13 protein-coding genes, 1 tRNA gene, 1 pseudogene and 2 CRISPR repeat arrays (1 of these 17 cut by a window edge) are annotated in these 14719 nt (G+C 72.2%); of the genes and pseudogenes, 4 read left to right on the top strand and 11 right to left on the bottom strand.

Annotated elements, in window-relative coordinates:
• A CRISPR array of direct repeats spans window positions 1-762; the repeat unit is 37 nt; unit sequence GTGGCGCCCGCCTTCACCGGCGAGCGAGGATCGCAAC (it extends 1398 nt beyond the left edge of the window).
• 402 nt (window positions 763-1164) lie between these two features.
• Both BTM25_RS30330 and BTM25_RS10990 read right to left on the bottom strand, forming a co-directional pair.
• Window positions 1165-1338: pseudogene (locus BTM25_RS30330) on the bottom strand (helix-turn-helix domain-containing protein); the annotation flags it as partial.
• A 392-nt stretch (window positions 1339-1730) separates the two neighbouring features.
• A complete protein-coding gene (locus BTM25_RS10990; RefSeq protein ID WP_103562566.1) occupies window positions 1731-2330 on the bottom strand; it encodes an ATP-binding protein in 600 nt (199 codons plus the stop codon).
• 222 nt (window positions 2331-2552) lie between these two features.
• Between BTM25_RS10990 and BTM25_RS10995 the strand changes: the two genes are divergently transcribed.
• Both BTM25_RS10995 and BTM25_RS11000 read left to right on the top strand, forming a co-directional pair.
• Entirely contained in the window at window positions 2553-3407 is an 855-nt protein-coding gene (locus BTM25_RS10995) for a helix-turn-helix domain-containing protein (RefSeq protein ID WP_103562567.1), read from the top strand.
• A complete protein-coding gene (locus tag BTM25_RS11000; protein WP_103562568.1) occupies window positions 3407-3637 on the top strand; it encodes a DUF397 domain-containing protein in 231 nt (76 codons plus the stop codon). The genes BTM25_RS10995 and BTM25_RS11000 overlap by 1 nt, the downstream gene beginning before the upstream one ends.
• 474 nt (window positions 3638-4111) lie before the next feature.
• Window positions 4112-5689: a CRISPR direct-repeat array (repeat unit 37 nt; unit sequence GTGGCGCCCGCCTTCGCTGGCGGGCGAGGATCGCAAC).
• 189 nt (window positions 5690-5878) lie between these two features.
• Here BTM25_RS11000 and BTM25_RS11005 read toward each other — a convergent pair.
• From BTM25_RS11005 to BTM25_RS11020, 4 genes are all read right to left on the bottom strand, one after another.
• Window positions 5879-5952: transfer RNA gene (locus BTM25_RS11005), tRNA-Gly, on the bottom strand.
• Window positions 5953-6014: 62 nt separating this feature from the next.
• Window positions 6015-6818: a universal stress protein gene (locus BTM25_RS11010; RefSeq protein WP_103562569.1), complete on the bottom strand. Its 804-nt coding sequence runs from the start codon at window positions 6816-6818 to the stop codon at window positions 6015-6017.
• On the bottom strand, window positions 6815-7693 hold the full coding sequence (locus BTM25_RS11015) for a universal stress protein (protein ID WP_103562570.1): 879 nt from the start codon (window positions 7691-7693) through the stop codon (window positions 6815-6817). The genes BTM25_RS11010 and BTM25_RS11015 overlap by 4 nt, the downstream gene beginning before the upstream one ends.
• A gap of 96 nt (window positions 7694-7789) precedes the next feature.
• On the bottom strand, window positions 7790-8632 hold the full coding sequence (locus BTM25_RS11020) for a universal stress protein (RefSeq protein ID WP_103562571.1): 843 nt from the start codon (window positions 8630-8632) through the stop codon (window positions 7790-7792).
• Between the two features lie 92 nt (window positions 8633-8724).
• On the opposite strand from BTM25_RS11020, the gene BTM25_RS11025 reads away from it, so the two are divergent.
• Window positions 8725-10128, top strand: a complete 1404-nt coding sequence (locus BTM25_RS11025; protein ID WP_205648026.1) for a bifunctional aminoglycoside phosphotransferase/ATP-binding protein — start codon at window positions 8725-8727, stop codon at window positions 10126-10128.
• Here BTM25_RS11025 and BTM25_RS11030 read toward each other — a convergent pair.
• Genes BTM25_RS11030 through BTM25_RS11040 form a run of 3 tightly spaced genes read right to left on the bottom strand, consistent with a single transcriptional unit; the run spans window position 10115 to window position 12300 of the window.
• Window positions 10115-11134: an NADPH:quinone reductase gene (locus BTM25_RS11030; RefSeq protein WP_103562573.1), complete on the bottom strand. Its 1020-nt coding sequence runs from the start codon at window positions 11132-11134 to the stop codon at window positions 10115-10117. The genes BTM25_RS11025 and BTM25_RS11030 overlap by 14 nt on opposite strands.
• 10 nt (window positions 11135-11144) lie before the next feature.
• Entirely contained in the window at window positions 11145-11825 is a 681-nt protein-coding gene (locus tag BTM25_RS11035) for an HAD family hydrolase (RefSeq protein WP_205648027.1), read from the bottom strand.
• Window positions 11826-11835: 10 nt separating this feature from the next.
• Window positions 11836-12300 carry a MarR family winged helix-turn-helix transcriptional regulator gene (locus BTM25_RS11040; RefSeq protein ID WP_103562574.1) on the bottom strand — a complete coding sequence of 155 codons (465 nt, stop codon included), beginning with the start codon at window positions 12298-12300 and terminating at the stop codon, window positions 11836-11838.
• Between the two features lie 56 nt (window positions 12301-12356).
• Here BTM25_RS11040 and BTM25_RS11045 point away from each other — a divergent pair, with 56 nt between their 5' ends.
• Window positions 12357-12734 carry a cupin domain-containing protein gene (locus BTM25_RS11045; RefSeq protein WP_103562575.1) on the top strand — a complete coding sequence of 126 codons (378 nt, stop codon included), beginning with the start codon at window positions 12357-12359 and terminating at the stop codon, window positions 12732-12734.
• Here BTM25_RS11045 and BTM25_RS11050 read toward each other — a convergent pair.
• The gene (locus tag BTM25_RS11050) at window positions 12731-13375 is read right to left on the bottom strand and encodes a response regulator (protein WP_103562576.1); all 645 of its coding nucleotides are present in this window, start codon (window positions 13373-13375) and stop codon (window positions 12731-12733) included. The two genes, BTM25_RS11045 and BTM25_RS11050, sit on opposite strands and share 4 nt — an antisense overlap.
• Window positions 13327-14607: a sensor histidine kinase gene (locus tag BTM25_RS11055; RefSeq protein WP_103562577.1), complete on the bottom strand. Its 1281-nt coding sequence runs from the start codon at window positions 14605-14607 to the stop codon at window positions 13327-13329. The genes BTM25_RS11050 and BTM25_RS11055 overlap by 49 nt, the downstream gene beginning before the upstream one ends.
• Window positions 14608-14719 lie beyond the last annotated feature (112 nt).

Raw genomic sequence — 14719 nt, forward strand, 5'->3', positions numbered from 1 at the left:
CCTTCACCGGCGAGCGAGGATCGCAACACCGCCTACGTCCGCGTCCTGGGCCGCCGTCTCGCGCGTGGCGCCCGCCTTCACCGGCGAGCGAGGATCGCAACAGCCGCTCGTGGGGCTCCATCGTGGTGTCCTCTCCCGGGTGGCGCCCGCCTTCACCGGCGAGCGAGGATCGCAACCTGGCGACCTCGCTCCTGGAGGCGCACGACCTCGCCCGTGGCGCCCGCCTTCACCGGCGAGCGAGGATCGCAACCTCCCGTGACCGCCGACACCATCCGGCGCGCCGTCGGTGGCGCCCGCCTTCACCGGCGAGCGAGGATCGCAACTGCCCGTCCCGCCACGCCTGCCCGAGCGCGCCCATGAGGTGGCGCCCGCCTTCACCGGCGAGCGAGGATCGCAACGGGGCCGGTGGCGATCACGTGGTGCGCGCTGCGGTGTGGCGCCCGCCTTCACCGGCGAGCGAGGATCGCAACCGCATCACCGACTCCGGAGCCGCCCGCAACCGGGCGTGGCGCCCGCCTTCACCGGCGAGCGAGGATCGCAACATGCGCGGCGCCGACGGGATGGGGATTGCCAAGGGGTGGCGCCCGCCTTCACCGGCGAGCGAGGATCGCAACTAGGATGTGGTCTACTACGTTGGCTCCATCTTCCCCACGTGGCGCCCGCCTTCACCGGCGAGCGAGGATCGCAACGGCGGCACCGCCAACTACATGATGCTCCGCTCTCAGGTGGCGCCCGCCTTCACTGGCGAGCGAGGATCGCAAGAGGTTCAGGAGCCGCGTTCGCGCCAGCGTCAGCGGTGGAGCCCGCCTTCACTCTGGCGGACGAGGACTGCGACGTTGCGCCGCTGGTGATCGCGTTGGCGGGTGAGGCTCGTGGCCGCTGACGAGGGTTTTTGGTCGGGTGCGGTGGCAGAAACCGGATTGTGGCTTCGCCACCGCAGCCCGGGGGTGCCTTGATGGATCGGTCGTGTCTCGGTTTGTTGGTTGCGCGTAGTTAGTCGGCGTTGAGGATGTTGATTGCGGCGTGCTTGTCGCCGTTGAAGTAGTCGCGGACGACGCTGTGGAGTACGGCTCGGGCTCGGCCGGACGGGATGGGGTCGGAGACCTTGGCCGGGGTGCTGGTGTCGGGGCCGCCGGCGGTCGTGTCGTGGGCGTTGCCGAGCTGGAGGAGGTTATGGATCTCGGTGGCGTGGTAGCGGCGGTGGCCGGACGGAAGGGTGATCGGGTGCAGGGTTCCGGTCTTGGCCCAGCGGGTCACGGTTTTGGGGTCCACGCGAAAGAACTGCGCCACTTCGGACGGCGTGTAGAGGGTGGGCTGCTGTTCGTTCTTCTCGTTCAACTTCTGGACTCCGGTGTTGGACGGCCCGATGACCGGTGCCGTGTTGTTCGGTCGGTGGAACTTGCGGGGCTGCTCGTCGTGGGCGGTGGCGCTGCTTGGGACGTGAACGGGCATGGCGTTGATGTACGTCGGCCGCGTTCGGTTGGTGCCAGGCGTTCGTCGTTCGGTGCGCTGTGGCGCTGGACGGGTCCTGGAGGTTCCGGGCCGTCCTGCCCCCGTCTTGCGGGGCGGCCCCGGCGATGTGGCCGTGGTCAAGAACCGCGGTCGGGTGGACGGTAACGGCGAGAGCGCGGGCGGCCCTCGGTTCGCCAGCTCCAGCGGCGCACCGTCGGCGATGTGAGGCTTGCAGCGGTGGGCCAGCGCGGGCAGCTGACGCCAGGCGAAACACGTCATTACATGCGGCCGTGAGTTAGAGCGGCGCAGACCCATTTGCCGCGTGGCGGAGTCTGTTCGATCCAGCACGCCGAGCTGAGGGACTGGACGATCGTCAGTCCCCAGCCGCCGTTGTCATCCCAGTTGTCCTCGTCGAGGTCGAGGGCTTCCAGCGACAGCTCGACGTGCCGGGGCGCGGGGAGCGCGGCGTCGCCATCCCATACGGCCAGGACGATCCGTGTGCGCTCGGCCCGAACGTGGACGCCGATCCTGTCCAGGACGCCAGAAACCTCGACCGCGTTGGCCATCAGCTCCCCGACGATCAGGACCGCATCGGAGGCCAGCGCCGCCAGGCCCCAGCGCTGCAGCGCGTTCCGAGTCTGGTCGCGTGCGACCCCCGCGGCGGCCAGCGATGCCGGGTACTGCCGCGTCACCGTCGGCACGGCAGCGGCCGGGACTTCGCTGGACAGGGTCTGACGTGCCGGTTCCTCAGTGTGCGCAAGTCTCGTCGTGGCGGGTGGCCGGTTCGTGACCGGTATGTCGGTGGGTGGTTTGGCGCTCTGGACGTCACCGCCGAGCAGCGGTTGACGTCGGCCGTGCGTGCAATCGCCGAATCCCATGGCGCTCCCTGTCGGAGATACACCATCCGAACGTGGAGATACACGAGACCGACCACCACGCAAGACGATGCACCGCCATACTTCTCATCCGAAGGCTGTGTTGCCCAACTAGAATCCACCTGGAACTCTGATTCCACAAGGGATTCCAGGTGGAAAGTTCACTTCGATTACGATCAGCTACATGACATTCCGGGTGTTAGTGAACAAAAGGAGTGAAAGGCAATGGCAACTCACACGCTGACTGTGCGCGGCCGTCGGCTGATCCAGGAGCTTCGGCGTGCTCGTGAGGAGGCCGGCTTCACCCAGGCGCAGGTCGCGGAGGAGATGGGCTGGTCGGAGAGCAAACAGATCAAGCTCGAACGCGGCATCCAGCCGGCCAAGGTCGCGGACGTGCGCGCGATGCTCAGCCTCTACAAGGTGTCGGACGAGCTGGCGGACACGCTGATCCAGCTCGCCAAGGACGCCACCCGCAAGGACTGGTGGCACAGCTACACCGATGCAATCCCGCAGTGGTTCGAGGTCTTCGTCGGTCTGGAGACCGAGGCCGCGGAGATCCGCAGCTACCAGAGCGAGCTGATTCCGGGCCTGCTTCAGACGCCCGACTACCATCGGGCCTACCTGCGGGCTGCCCTGCTCGACGACGGCGATGAGAACGAGATCGAGCGGACGATCGAACTCCGCCGCCAGCGCCAGAAGCGCTTGGAAGCCGTCGATGCGCCCACGTTCTGGGCCATCCTCAACGAAGCTGCTATTCGGCGGTTCGATCAGGCCGAGACGGCGAGAGTGCAGCTCAAGTACCTACTGGACCGGTCGGAGCTTCCTTCGGTCACGATGCAGGTGCTGCCGTTCTCAGCGGGGATGCACGCTGCGCAGGACCTCGCGCCGTTCGTCATCTTCGGCTTCCCGGAGTCCGCCGACCTGGACGTGGTCTACATTGAGTCGGAGCACGGGTCGCTGTACCTCCAGGAGAAGAAGCATGTGACCCGGTATAACGACGTGTTCAACCATCTGCGCGCGAAGGCGCACGACGCTGACCGGTCGCGTGCGCTGATTGCGCAGGCGATCCGGGAAGTCTGATGATCCGATCCAACGCGAGCACTATCACGGGTGCCGATGTGCCTAACGTCCGGTGGCAGAAGAGCAGCTTCAGCGGAAGGAACGGCGACTGCGTCGAAGCAGCGACTCTTGGGGCCGTCCACCTGGCGCGTGACTCCAAGGACCCGGACGGTCCCGTCTTGGCCTTCAGTCGGGACACTTGGGCCGGCTTCGTCGGAGCGGCCAAGGCCGGAGACTTCGACTTCGGCTAGCTCCCCCCGACGCCCCGCCCTCAGCGGTCTGGCTCGCGAACCGGGCGTCGTCCACCTCCGATGCATCGTCCCCACGAAAGGTCCCAGTTCTGATACTGGGGCCTTCGTGCTTCCGGGTGGAAGTCACGCTACCGCCACAACGTGCTTCCCGTACGTTCTAAGGCGGAAATTCCAGGCAGAAGACTCAGCGATGGTCACTTGGCGAGGTCGCAAAGTCGAGTCGTCTCCGGTCGCCCGGGCGCGCGCGGCCAGGCAAGCACAGTGGCCCCAATCGCGGGCGAGCCGCACGCCACAGCATTACCGTGGGCAGATGCTCGCTGGCGACCTCCCACGACGCCGGACACTTCGGAACCTCAAGTGGTCGCCGAATCGCCGGGAGGTCTCGAACTACTTTTGGGCATCTGTGGGCATCAGTGTCCCTTTCAATGTCGTAGGCAACCAAGCTCAGTGGGTAATGTCCCCAGCTCAATTGCCGTGGCGCCCGCCTTCGCTGGCGGGCGAGGATCGCAACGTGCGATACCCGGACGCGGTCGGTCACTGACTCGGGCAGGTGGCGCCCGCCTTCGCTGGCGGGCGAGGATCGCAACTGCGACAGCGTGAGGAAGTCGGTTCCGGCCATCTCGTCGTGGCGCCCGCCTTCGCTGGCGGGCGAGGATCGCAACGCCGTACGCGCCTTGAGCGAGACCGCCAGGGGGTCAGGTGGCGCCCGCCTTCGCTGGCGGGCGAGGATCGCAACGGGGTCGAGGTGGGCGCGGCGATCTGGCGACGGAGGTGGCGCCCGCCTTCGCTGGCGGGCGAGGATCGCAACCCGCACTGGGCACCGCTGATCGAGGGTGTCGCCGACGTGGCGCCCGCCTTCGCTGGCGGGCGAGGATCGCAACATCAACGACGACCTGGGGGCGCTCCGCGACCTCCCGAGTGGCGCCCGCCTTCGCTGGCGGGCGAGGATCGCAACGTTCCGTGGGTCGACCACTCGAAGGACGCTTCGCCCAGGTGGCGCCCGCCTTCGCTGGCGGGCGAGGATCGCAACGCCGCCGACGGGATGGGGATCGCCAAGGGCCGCGCGTGGCGCCCGCCTTCGCTGGCGGGCGAGGATCGCAACGCCCGGTCTGTGATCGACCCGCCGCGCGCCCGGGCGGTGGCGCCCGCCTTCGCTGGCGGGCGAGGATCGCAACGCTATGGCCAGTGATCGCGCTTCGCAGATCGGACGGGTGGCGCCCGCCTTCGCTGGCGGGCGAGGATCGCAACTGGTGCAGCAACATCATGTCGATGCCCAAGCTCCGGTGGCGCCCGCCTTCGCTGGCGGGCGAGGATCGCAACGCGCTTCCCGTGGCGTCGCGTGGCATTGTGTGGCTGTGGCGCCCGCCTTCGCTGGCGGGCGAGGATCGCAACCCCTCATGCCAGCGCCGGTTGAACGGGTCGAGGAAGTGGCGCCCGCCTTCGCTGGCGGGCGAGGATCGCAACAGCCCGTACCACGCGACGACCTGACGTCCGTACCGGTGGCGCCCGCCTTCGCTGGCGGGCGAGGATCGCAACGGGTCATTGACGTCCGCGCGGAACGTCGTCTCAACCGGTGGCGCCCGCCTTCGCTGGCGGGCGAGGATCGCAACACGGCCGTGGCCGCGGTGACGCGGACCCGCAGGAAGCGGGTGGCGCCCGCCTTCGCTGGCGGGCGAGGATCGCAACCTCTGGTCATCGGGCAGGTAGGGCTCTCGGTCCTCTGTGGCGCCCGCCTTCGCTGGCGGGCGAGGATCGCAACGACGCGACCGTCTACCCGCAAGCCTGAGCACGAGGAGTGGCGCCCGCCTTCGCTGGCGGGCGAGGATCGCAACGTCTGCGCGGCGCGCTTGGCGTACAGCTCGCGCACGCGTGGCGCCCGCCTTCGCCGGCGGGCGAGGATCGCAACCTGCGGTTCGCTCCGCTGGCCGGCGGGACGGGCGGGTGGCGCCCGCCTTCGCTGGCGGGCGAGAATCGCAACAACCTCATCGCCAAGGACAAGGCGTCCGCCGCGATGGGTGGCGCCCGCCTTTGCTGGCGGGCGAGGACCGCAGCCGCCTGTCCGTCCGTGACCGCCCCGACACCGGCACAGGAGCTGACCGCTCGGCGCGGCCTCTCAAGGCTGCGCGCAGGGTGAGAAATAGAAAGGGGCGATCGGGTCCGCGACGGGCCGGATGATCGAGTAGGCACGGTGAAAGACGAAAGCCCAGGCGGGGGAGTGTACCTAGCCTGGGCTTTTTTGATTGGAGCGGGCGACGGGAATCGAACCCGCGTAGCCAGTTTGGAAGACTGGGGCTCTACCATTGAGCTACGCCCGCGTGCGGCGCGACGGGTGGTCGGTCGCCGTATGTAGGGTACAGGGTTTCGTGGGTGGGCGTGATCAGGGGTGGACTACCGCTACGGGGCAGGCTGAGCGGTGGAGCATCGCGTTTGCCACTGAGCCTAGGAGTAGGCCCTTGAAGCCTCCTCGGCCTCGGGAGCCCACTACCAGCAGGTCTGCTTGGGTTGAGGCGTTGGTCAGGGCTCTTACGGGGCGGGTCTGGGTTGCGTCGGGGATCACGCGGACGTTCGGGTAGGGCTTGCCTGCTTCGGCTAGGGCGTCGGCCAGGGTCGTTTGTACTTCTGCGTCCTCTATCAGTTCTGGGTCGGGGACGTGGGGGGCGGCGTTGGGTGGTGGGGTCGTCCAGGCTTGGACTGCTCGTAGGGGCTTGTCCCGGACGTTGGCTGCGTTGAACGCGAACGCCAGGGCTGCCTGCGAGCCTGGGGAGCCGTCTATGCCCACTGCCACCTCGCCGTGCGTGGACGACGGGTCGCCGCGTACTGAGATCACGGGGCAGGGGGCGTGGGACGTTACCTGGAGGGCTACCGAGCCTAGGAGGAGGCCTGTGCGGCCTCCTCGGCCTCTTGAGCCGACGATCAGGATCGACGCGTCTGAGGCGGCGTCGATCAGGGCGGCGGCTGGTTGGCCTGTTGTTACGGCGGTGGTCAGGTGCGGGGCTGAGATGTGGGGGCGGGCTCTGGTCACCGCTTGGTCCAGGATGGTTTCGGCGTCGGGTGGGCCTGGGGTTGTCACGCAGACGGCTCTTAGGGACGTCTCGCGGCGGGAGGCTTCGGCTGCTGCCCACTCGACGGCCGTCAGGCTGGCGGCTGAGCCGTCTACGCCGACTACCAGCGTTGTGGTCATCCGCCGGAGGGCTCGGGGGCGTGGGCCACCGCCACTGGGCAGGGGGCCTGGTCTAGAAGGGCGCGGCTTACGGAGCCCAGGAGCAGGCCGCGGAAGCCGCCCAGGCCTCGGGAGCCGACTACCAAGAGGCCGGCGTCGGCCGAGGCTTCCAGGAGGACTTCGCGGGGAGGGCCGATTTCTACTCGGGCGTCCACCTTTACCTCGGGGTATTCGTCGCGCCAGGGGGCGATGAGGCGGGCCAGGCGGTCTTGGGCCAGGCCGCGCAGGTCGTCGGCGTTCAGCAACGGCAGCACGCCGCTCTCGACGCTTCGGGGCCAGGCGAGAAGGACGACGAGTGACGTCCGGTGCAAGTGGGCTTCGGTGAAGCCGACGCCTACGGCCTGGCGGGACGCCTCGGAGCCGTCCACGCCTACGACCACGTTCCCGGATTCGACGCGTTCGTGCGTCTGCTTTTCCTCGCGCACCACGACCACCGGGCACGGTGAGTGGGCCGTCATCTCCACGGCCGCCGAGCCGATGACGAGATTGCCGAACTTGCTGTGGCTGCGCGAGCCGACGACGACCAGTTCGGCTTCGGCGGCGGCGTCCATCAGGACCGAGGACGCCGAGCCGCGCCCGAGGACGGACTCGACGTTGTCCCATTCCTCCCGGGCGCGTTCCACGCCGTGTTCCAGGAGCTGTTCGGCGGCGAGTTTGAGGTCGGTGTCGGGGAACGTCATCGGCCCCGCGCTCATGTAGACCTCCCAGGCGTGGCACAGCGTGAGCGGCACCGCGCGCCGGCGGGCCTCCACGGCCGCCCAGAGCACGGCCTTCTCGCTCTTGGGCGAGCCGTCGAACCCGACGACGACGCCGCGTGCCGCGTGCCGGTCACCCATCGGTCCTGCCTTCCGCAACGGGACGGTCTTCCGGCTGATGCCCGGGGCGTCCCGTGGACGACCCCGGCGCCGGGTAAGTCTTGCGCCAAACCCCCATCAGGCGGGCGGGACGACGGCGACGGTCCCGGGCGCGTGTTGCAGTACCGCGCTGCTGGTCGCGCCGAGGCGAAGCGGTTCGAGGCCGCCGACGCCCCGGTTGCCGACGACGACGAGCCCGGCGGAACCGGCCTCCTCCAGCAGCGTCTCGCGGGGTGGGCGCAGGTCCAGGGCGGTGCGGGTGGTGACGTCCGGGAACTTGGTCTGCCAGGGCGCGACGGCGCGTTCGAGGCGGGCGCCGCAGACGCGCCGCAGCTCCTCGGAGTCGCCGTAGAGCGCCAGGTCGCCGTTGGGGGCGGCGCTCGGCTCCCACGAGCCGTACACCGCGCGGACGCTCCAGCCCCGCAGCGTGGCCTCTTCGTAGGCGAAGGCGAGCGCGGCGTCGCTGGCGGCCGAGCCGTCCACGCCGACGACGACCTCGGAGAACGTCTCGGCCCGGTCCCGGACGACCAGGACGGGGCAGTGCGCCGTCGCCGCCAGCCGGATCGACGTCGACCCGAGCGGCACCCCGCCGGGCTGGTGGGACCCGACGACGATCACCTCGGCGGTCTGGGCCTCGTGCATCAGCGCCGCGTAGGGCGGCCCGTCCAGGAGCCGCTTGACGATCCGGACGGCCGGTACCGCGTCGTGGGCCAACGCGACGCCCTGGTCGAGGATGTGGTCGGCCATGCGCTTGACGATCGTGACGGTGTCGGCGTCGACGTAGGAGTCCGGGTACGGCCAGCGCCAGACGTGGCAGACGGTCAGCGGCAGGCGGCGCAGCCGGGCCTCCCGCGCCGCCCAGCGCAGGGCGTGCTCGCTCTCCTTGGTGCCGTCGTAGCCGACGAGGACGTGCGACCCCATGATGTATCCCCCGATTTCCCCCGTTACCTGCGCAAAGAGCCCTTCCCCGCCTCCGCCGGATGAACCGGTGCCGGGACGGGCAGGGGCGCGCCATGACGGGAGCAGAGGTGCGCGAGACCCACACCGCCGTCGTGTTCTTCGTCGGCGACCGCGCCTACAAGCTGAAGAAGCCCGTGGACCTCGGGTTCGTGGACTTCCGCGACCGCGCGGCCCGCGAGCGCGCCTGCCGCGCGGAGGTGCGGCTGAACCGGCGGTTCGCCCCGGACGTGTACCTCGGCGTCGCCGACGTCACCGGCCCGGACGGCGATCTCTGCGACCACCTGGTCGTCATGCGGCGGCTGCCGGCGGAGCGGCGGCTGGCGGCGCTCGTCCGCGCGGGGGAGCCGGTGGACGACGCGCTGCGCGCCACGGCGAAACTGCTGGCGTCCTGGCACGCGCGGGCGCCGCGCGGCCCGGAGATCACGGCGGACGGCGGCCGGGACGCGCTGCGCGCCCGCTGGGAGCAAGGGTTCGCGCAGGTCCGGCTGGACGGCCAGAACGAGATAGAGGAGCGCGTCCACCGCTTCCTCGCCGGACGGGCCGACCTGTTCGCCGCGCGCGAGGACCGGATCGTGGACGGCCACGGCGACCTGCTCGCCGACGACGTCTTCTGCCTGGACGACGGCCCGCGCGTCCTGGACTGCCTGGAGTTCGACGCGGACCTGCGCCACCTGGACGGCCTGGACGACGCCGCCTTCCTCGCCATGGACCTGGAACGCCTCGGCGCCCCCGAGGAGGCGCGAAAGTTCGTCGGCTGGTACGCCGAGTTCGCCGCCGACCCCGCCCCGCCGTCCCTGCTGCACCACTATGTCGCCTACCGGGCGTTCGTCCGGGCGCGGGTGGCGTGCCTGCGGGCCGCGCAGGGCGCGCCGGACCCCGGCGCCGACGCGCTCGCCGGCCTCGCGCTGCGGCATCTGCGGGCGGGCGCGGTGACGGTCGTCCTGGTCGGCGGCCTGCCCGGCACCGGGAAGTCCACGCTGGCGGGCGGGCTCGCGGCAAGGCTCGGCGCGACCGTCCTCGGCAGCGACCGCGTCCGCAAGGAACTCGCCGGCCTGACCCCGGAGACGTCCGCCGCAGCGCCCTACGCCACCGGTCTCTACGCGCCCGAGCACACCCGCCGCACCTACGCCGAGCTGGCCGGACGCGCGGCGCGGTTGCTGCGGCGCGGCGAGACGGTCGTGCTGGACGCGTCCTGGACGTCCGCCGAGCACCGCGCGCTCGCGGCCGAGGCGGCGCAGCGCGAGCACGCCGACCTGGTCGCGATCGAGTGCCGCGCCCCAGGCGACGTGACGGCCGCGCGGCTGCGGAACCGCGGGCCGGGCGCGTCCGACGCCGACCGCGACACGGCGCGGAGCATGGCCGGGCGCGCCGACCCGTGGCCGGAAGCCGTCCCGCTGGACACGACGGGCCCGGCGCTGGACCGGGCGTTGGAGATCGTCCGGGCTAGGGCGCGCTGACGTCGATCAGCACCTTGCCGACCGCGCCGCCCTCCACCGCGTCGTGCGCGGCGGCGGTCTCGGCGAGCGGGTGGCGGTGCAGGGGGAGCCCGGCGTCCGCGCCGACGGGCAGCGCCCCGTCGCGCAGCGCGGCGCCGACGTCCTCGGCGCCCGCCCGCAGCGCGGAAGGGGCCAGGGTGTAGAGGACGAGGAACTGGTAGCGCGCGTTGAGGAAAAGGTTCGCGCCGAAGTCCAGCGTGAGCGCGCCGCCGCCGCGCTCGTTGCCGTAGACGGCGACGGTCCCGCCCGTCCGGAGCACGGACGCATTCAGCGCGGCGTTGGCGGACGCGGCGACCTCGACCACGATGTCCACGCCGTCCGGGGCGGCCCGGCGGATCGCGTCGGCGGCGTCCGGACGCGTGTAGAACACGACGTCGTGCGCCCCGGCCGCCCGCACCAGCTCGGCCTTGGCGTCCCCGCTGACCGTGCTGATCACCGTCGCGCCGGCCCAGCGGGCGAGCTGGATCGCCGCGTGCCCGACCGCGCCCGCGCCGCCGGGGACGAGCACCGTCCGCCCCGCGAGCGCGCCCGGCGCGAGCCGGGACGGCCCGTCCTCGGCGACGGTCAGCGCGCGGTGCGCCGTCACCGCCGGGACGCCCACGGACGCGCCGAGGTCGAAGCTCGCGCCGTCCGGCAGCGGGAACACGCGCTCGGCGGGCAGGACGGTGTACTCCTGCGCCGTGCCCGACAGCGGCCCGTAGTGCGCGGACATCATCGTCCAGACGCGGTCGCCCGGCAGCAGGCCCTCGACGCCGGGGCCGACCGCGTCCACGACGCCCGCTCCGTCCTGGTTCGGCACGGCCTCGCCGTCGACGGGGCTGCCCTGCCGCTGCTTCCAGTCCGTCGGGTTCACGCCCGACACGACGACCCTCACCCGCACCTCGCCCGGCCCCGGCTCGCGCGGCTCCCGCTCCACGAGCTTCAGGACGTCGGACGGCCCGTTCTCCGCATAAACAACAGCTCTCATGCCCCAGGCCCTACCCCGCAGGACGGGTCAGCAGCGCGACGGCGTCCGTCAGCGTGGTGACGCGCGGCACATCCGGCACGTCCGGCCCGGCGCCGGACCGGTCGAGCCACACGCCGCGCAGGCCCGCGGACGAAGCGCCGCGCGCGTCCACGTCCAGCCGGTCGCCGACGTAGGCGACGCGGGCGGGAGCGAGCCCGAGCGCCGCGCACGCCGTCGTGAAGATCCGCGCGGCGGGCTTGGCGCACCCGGCCTCGGCGGACGTCAGGACGTAGGGGAGTTCGAGCCCGAGCGCCGCGACTTTGGCCCGCTGCTGCGCGGGATGGCCGTTGGTGATCACGCCGAGCCGCAGCCCGGCGAGGGCCGCCAGCGCGGGCGCCGCGTCGGGGAACGGACGCCACGCCGCCTCATAGCGCGGCACGTACGCGGCGATCCAGGCGTCGGCGCGGGCGTCGTCCCAGGCGCCGAGGCCGAGGTCGGCGGCGAGCGCGGTGATCCGGAACCGGCGCTGCTCGGCGAAGGTCAGCTCGCCCGCGAGGTACCGGTCCACGGCGATGTCCGTCAGCTCCGCCCAGCGCGGGACGAGCACATCGGGGTCGACGTCCGGGAACGCGGCGGTGACGGCCTCGGCCGCGGCGCCGTCGTGGTCCAGCAGCGTGTTGTCGAGGTCGAACAGCACGGCGTCGAAGGGCACGCTCCCGATCCTAGGCGGGGCCGAACCAGCCGGGCAGGTCCAGGCGCCAGACGTCGGCGGGCGTGACGGCGGCAAGGTCGCGTTCCAGCGCCCGGACGCGGTCGTCGCCGAGCGCGTCCGCCCACCGCTGCCGCGCCCGCGCGAACCCGGCGGCCGACCGCGCGAGCGCGTCGTGGGCGCGCGGCGTCAGCCGGACGGTCCGCCGCCGCGCGTCGCGGGGGTCGCGCCCGCGCTCGACGTAGCCGGCCCGGGCGAGGGCGTCCAGCGTCTTGCCCGCCGCCTGCTTGGACACCCCGAGGCGGCGGCCCAGCTCGGCGGCGGTGGTGCCGTCCGGGCCGATGGCCTGGAAGACGAAGCCGTGCATGGGCCGCAGGTCCGGGTGGCCCGCGGCGGCGAGTTCGACGTGGACGTCGTCGATGATCGCGCGGAAGCCGAGGAGCAGGCGCAGCGGGAGGTCCCAGGGTTCGCTTGACATGAAAGACAACCTCGTTGACTATATGGACAACGACATTGTCTATCTTAGGGAACCCGATGACTGTCATCCGCCACGCCGACGCCCGGCGCACCGAGACCCCGAACGCCGTCATGACCACGCTCGCCTCGCCCGCCCAGGGCGGCGCCGACCTGTCCGTCTGGCGGACCGAGATGGGCGGCGGCGCGGCCGGCCCCCGGCACACGTCCGGCACCGGGCAGGTCTGGACGTTCCTCACCGGTTCGGCGGCCGTCGACCTCGGCGGCGACCGGCTCGACCTGGCCGAGGGCGACACCGCCGTGCTGCCCGCCGACGTTCCGCGCCAGGTCACGGCCGGGCCGGACGGGTTCACCGCCGTCGTCGCCGCGCAGGCCGGGACCGTCGTCTACGACGTGGGCGGAAGGGACGAGCGGATCGTCCCGGACTGGGTCCGCTAGACGTTGAGGTAGGCCAGGACGGCCAGGACGCGGCGGTTGTCGTCCTCCGACACCGGCAGGTCGAGCTTGGCGAAGATGTTCGCGGTGTGCTTGCCGATCGCCTTCTCGGTGACGACCAGGCGCGCCGCGATCGCCGCGTTCGACCGTCCCTCGGCCATCAGCCCCAGCACCTCGCGCTCGCGGGGCGTCAGCCGCTGCACCGGCTCCTCGGCGGCGTGCCGGGTGAGCAGGGTCGCGACGACGTCGGGGTCCAGCGCGGTCCCGCCCGCCGCGACGCGTTTGACGGCGTCCACGAACTGGGCGACGTCCGACACGCGGTCCTTCAGCAGGTAGCCGATGCCGCCCGAGCCGTCCGACAGCAGCTCGCGCGCGTACAGCCGCTCCACGTGCTGCGACAGGACGAGCACCGGCAGCCCCGGCCGCTCCTTGCGGGCCTCCAGCGCGGCGCGCAGCCCCTCGTCGGTGAAGGTGGGCGGCAGCCGGACGTCCACGACCGCCACGTCCGGACGGTGCTCGGTGAGCGCCCGCAGCAGCGACGGACCGTTGTCCACCGCCGCGACGACCTCGAACCCGAACGCCTCCAGCAGGCGGATCAGCCCGTCCCGGAGGAGGGCGAGGTCCTCGGCGATGACAACGCGCACGGCAGCTCCAGGGTGACGATCGTCGGCCCGCCGGGCGGGCTCGTCACCGCCATCGTGCCATCGAACGCCGCCAGCCGCCGTTCCACGCCCGCGAGGCCGCCGCCGGGCGTCACCGCGGCGCCGCCCGTCCCGTCGTCGCCGACGATGGCCCGCAGCCGCCGTCCGTCGTGGTCCAGCTCGACCCACGCGCGGGCCGCGCCGCTGTGCTTGACGACGTTCGCGAGCGCCTCGGCGACCGCGAAGTACCCCGCCGACTCGACCGGGGCGTCGGGGCGTCCGGGCAGCTCGACGGACACGTCCACCGGGATCGGGAGGGACAGCGCGAGCGCCCGCACGCCGCCGTCCAGGCCGCGTTCGGCGAGCACCGGGGGATGGATGCCGCGCACCAGGTCGCGCAGCTCGGTCAGCGCCGTCCCGCTCGCCTGGCGCGCCTCGGCCAGCAGCCGCGCCGCCGTCTCGGGGTCGCGGCGCATCAGCTCCTCGGCCAGCCCGATGTTCATGCTGAGCGCGACCAGCCGGGCCTGCGCGCCGTCGTGCAGGTCCCGCTCGATGCGGCGCAGCTCGGCGGCGGACGCGTCCACGGCCTCCTCGCGCGTCGTGGCCAGGTGCGCGACGCGGCGTTCGAGCGCGTCGCGGGTCGGGGCGAGCAGCGACCGGGAGAACCGGGCGTGCGCGCGGAGTAGCGCCGGGGCGAGCGGCAGGCCCGCGAGGACGAGCAGCGCCGCGAGCACGAGCGTCGCGGCGGTGCCCGAAATCCCGTAGTCGGCCAGCGGCCAGAACGGGCCCCAGCCGTAGCCGCTGATGCGGGCGAGCCAGGGCGCGACCGCGATGCCCTCCAGCCCGTAGACCAGGCACGCGCCCGGGACGAGCCCGAGCACGAACCCGACCGGGATGTTCACCAGCAACCACAGGACGTCCCGCCAGGTCGCGGGGTCGCCGAGCACCCACGCTGCGCGCCGCCATGGCGACCGGCCCGCGGGCTCGGGACGGTAGGGGCGCGCGATCTCCACGCCCGTCCAGTCCGCCGCCCACGTCCGCTGCTGGTCGGCCAGGGCGCGCACCGACAGCAGGGCGACGGGCGCGAGGACGAGCCCCACCCCCGCCGCCGGGATCAGCGCCAGCGACACGACCGTGATCACCAGCAGCGGGATCCCCGCCGCGAGCGCCACCGCCGCGACCGCGAGCCCGCGCGCCGCCGTGCCGGCCGCACGCCGTCCGGCCTGGGCATCCATCACCGACCACCTCCTTCCGACGGTCCCATTCTCACCGGCGGGGGAGCGCGGGCGCAGGGGGCCTAGACCCCCTGTCGCGGGGAGGTCTTCGCCGCGAATTCCCGTCCGCGAT

This window comes from Actinomadura rubteroloni, from assembly GCF_002911665.1.
Taxonomy (GTDB): domain Bacteria; phylum Actinomycetota; class Actinomycetes; order Streptosporangiales; family Streptosporangiaceae; genus Spirillospora; species Spirillospora rubteroloni.

What these genes read in the sequence shown, in the direction of transcription:
- BTM25_RS10995 (WP_103562567.1), top strand. Translation starts at nt 2,553, where the DNA reads ATGGCAACTCACACGCTGACTGTGCGCGGCCGTCGGCTGATCCAGGAG.
- BTM25_RS11015 (WP_103562570.1), bottom strand. Translation starts at nt 7,693, where the DNA reads ATGGGTGACCGGCACGCGGCACGCGGCGTCGTCGTCGGGTTCGACGGC.
- BTM25_RS11030 (WP_103562573.1), bottom strand. Translation starts at nt 11,134, where the DNA reads ATGAGAGCTGTTGTTTATGCGGAGAACGGGCCGTCCGACGTCCTGAAG.
- BTM25_RS11020 (WP_103562571.1), bottom strand. Translation starts at nt 8,632, where the DNA reads ATGGGGTCGCACGTCCTCGTCGGCTACGACGGCACCAAGGAGAGCGAG.
- BTM25_RS11055 (WP_103562577.1), bottom strand. Translation starts at nt 14,607, where the DNA reads ATGGATGCCCAGGCCGGACGGCGTGCGGCCGGCACGGCGGCGCGCGGG.
- BTM25_RS11025 (WP_205648026.1), top strand. Translation starts at nt 8,725, where the DNA reads ATGACGGGAGCAGAGGTGCGCGAGACCCACACCGCCGTCGTGTTCTTC.
- BTM25_RS11045 (WP_103562575.1), top strand. Translation starts at nt 12,357, where the DNA reads ATGACTGTCATCCGCCACGCCGACGCCCGGCGCACCGAGACCCCGAAC.
- BTM25_RS11010 (WP_103562569.1), bottom strand. Translation starts at nt 6,818, where the DNA reads ATGACCACAACGCTGGTAGTCGGCGTAGACGGCTCAGCCGCCAGCCTG.
- BTM25_RS11040 (WP_103562574.1), bottom strand. Translation starts at nt 12,300, where the DNA reads ATGTCAAGCGAACCCTGGGACCTCCCGCTGCGCCTGCTCCTCGGCTTC.
- BTM25_RS11000 (WP_103562568.1), top strand. Translation starts at nt 3,407, where the DNA reads ATGATCCGATCCAACGCGAGCACTATCACGGGTGCCGATGTGCCTAAC.
- BTM25_RS10990 (WP_103562566.1), bottom strand. Translation starts at nt 2,330, where the DNA reads ATGGGATTCGGCGATTGCACGCACGGCCGACGTCAACCGCTGCTCGGC.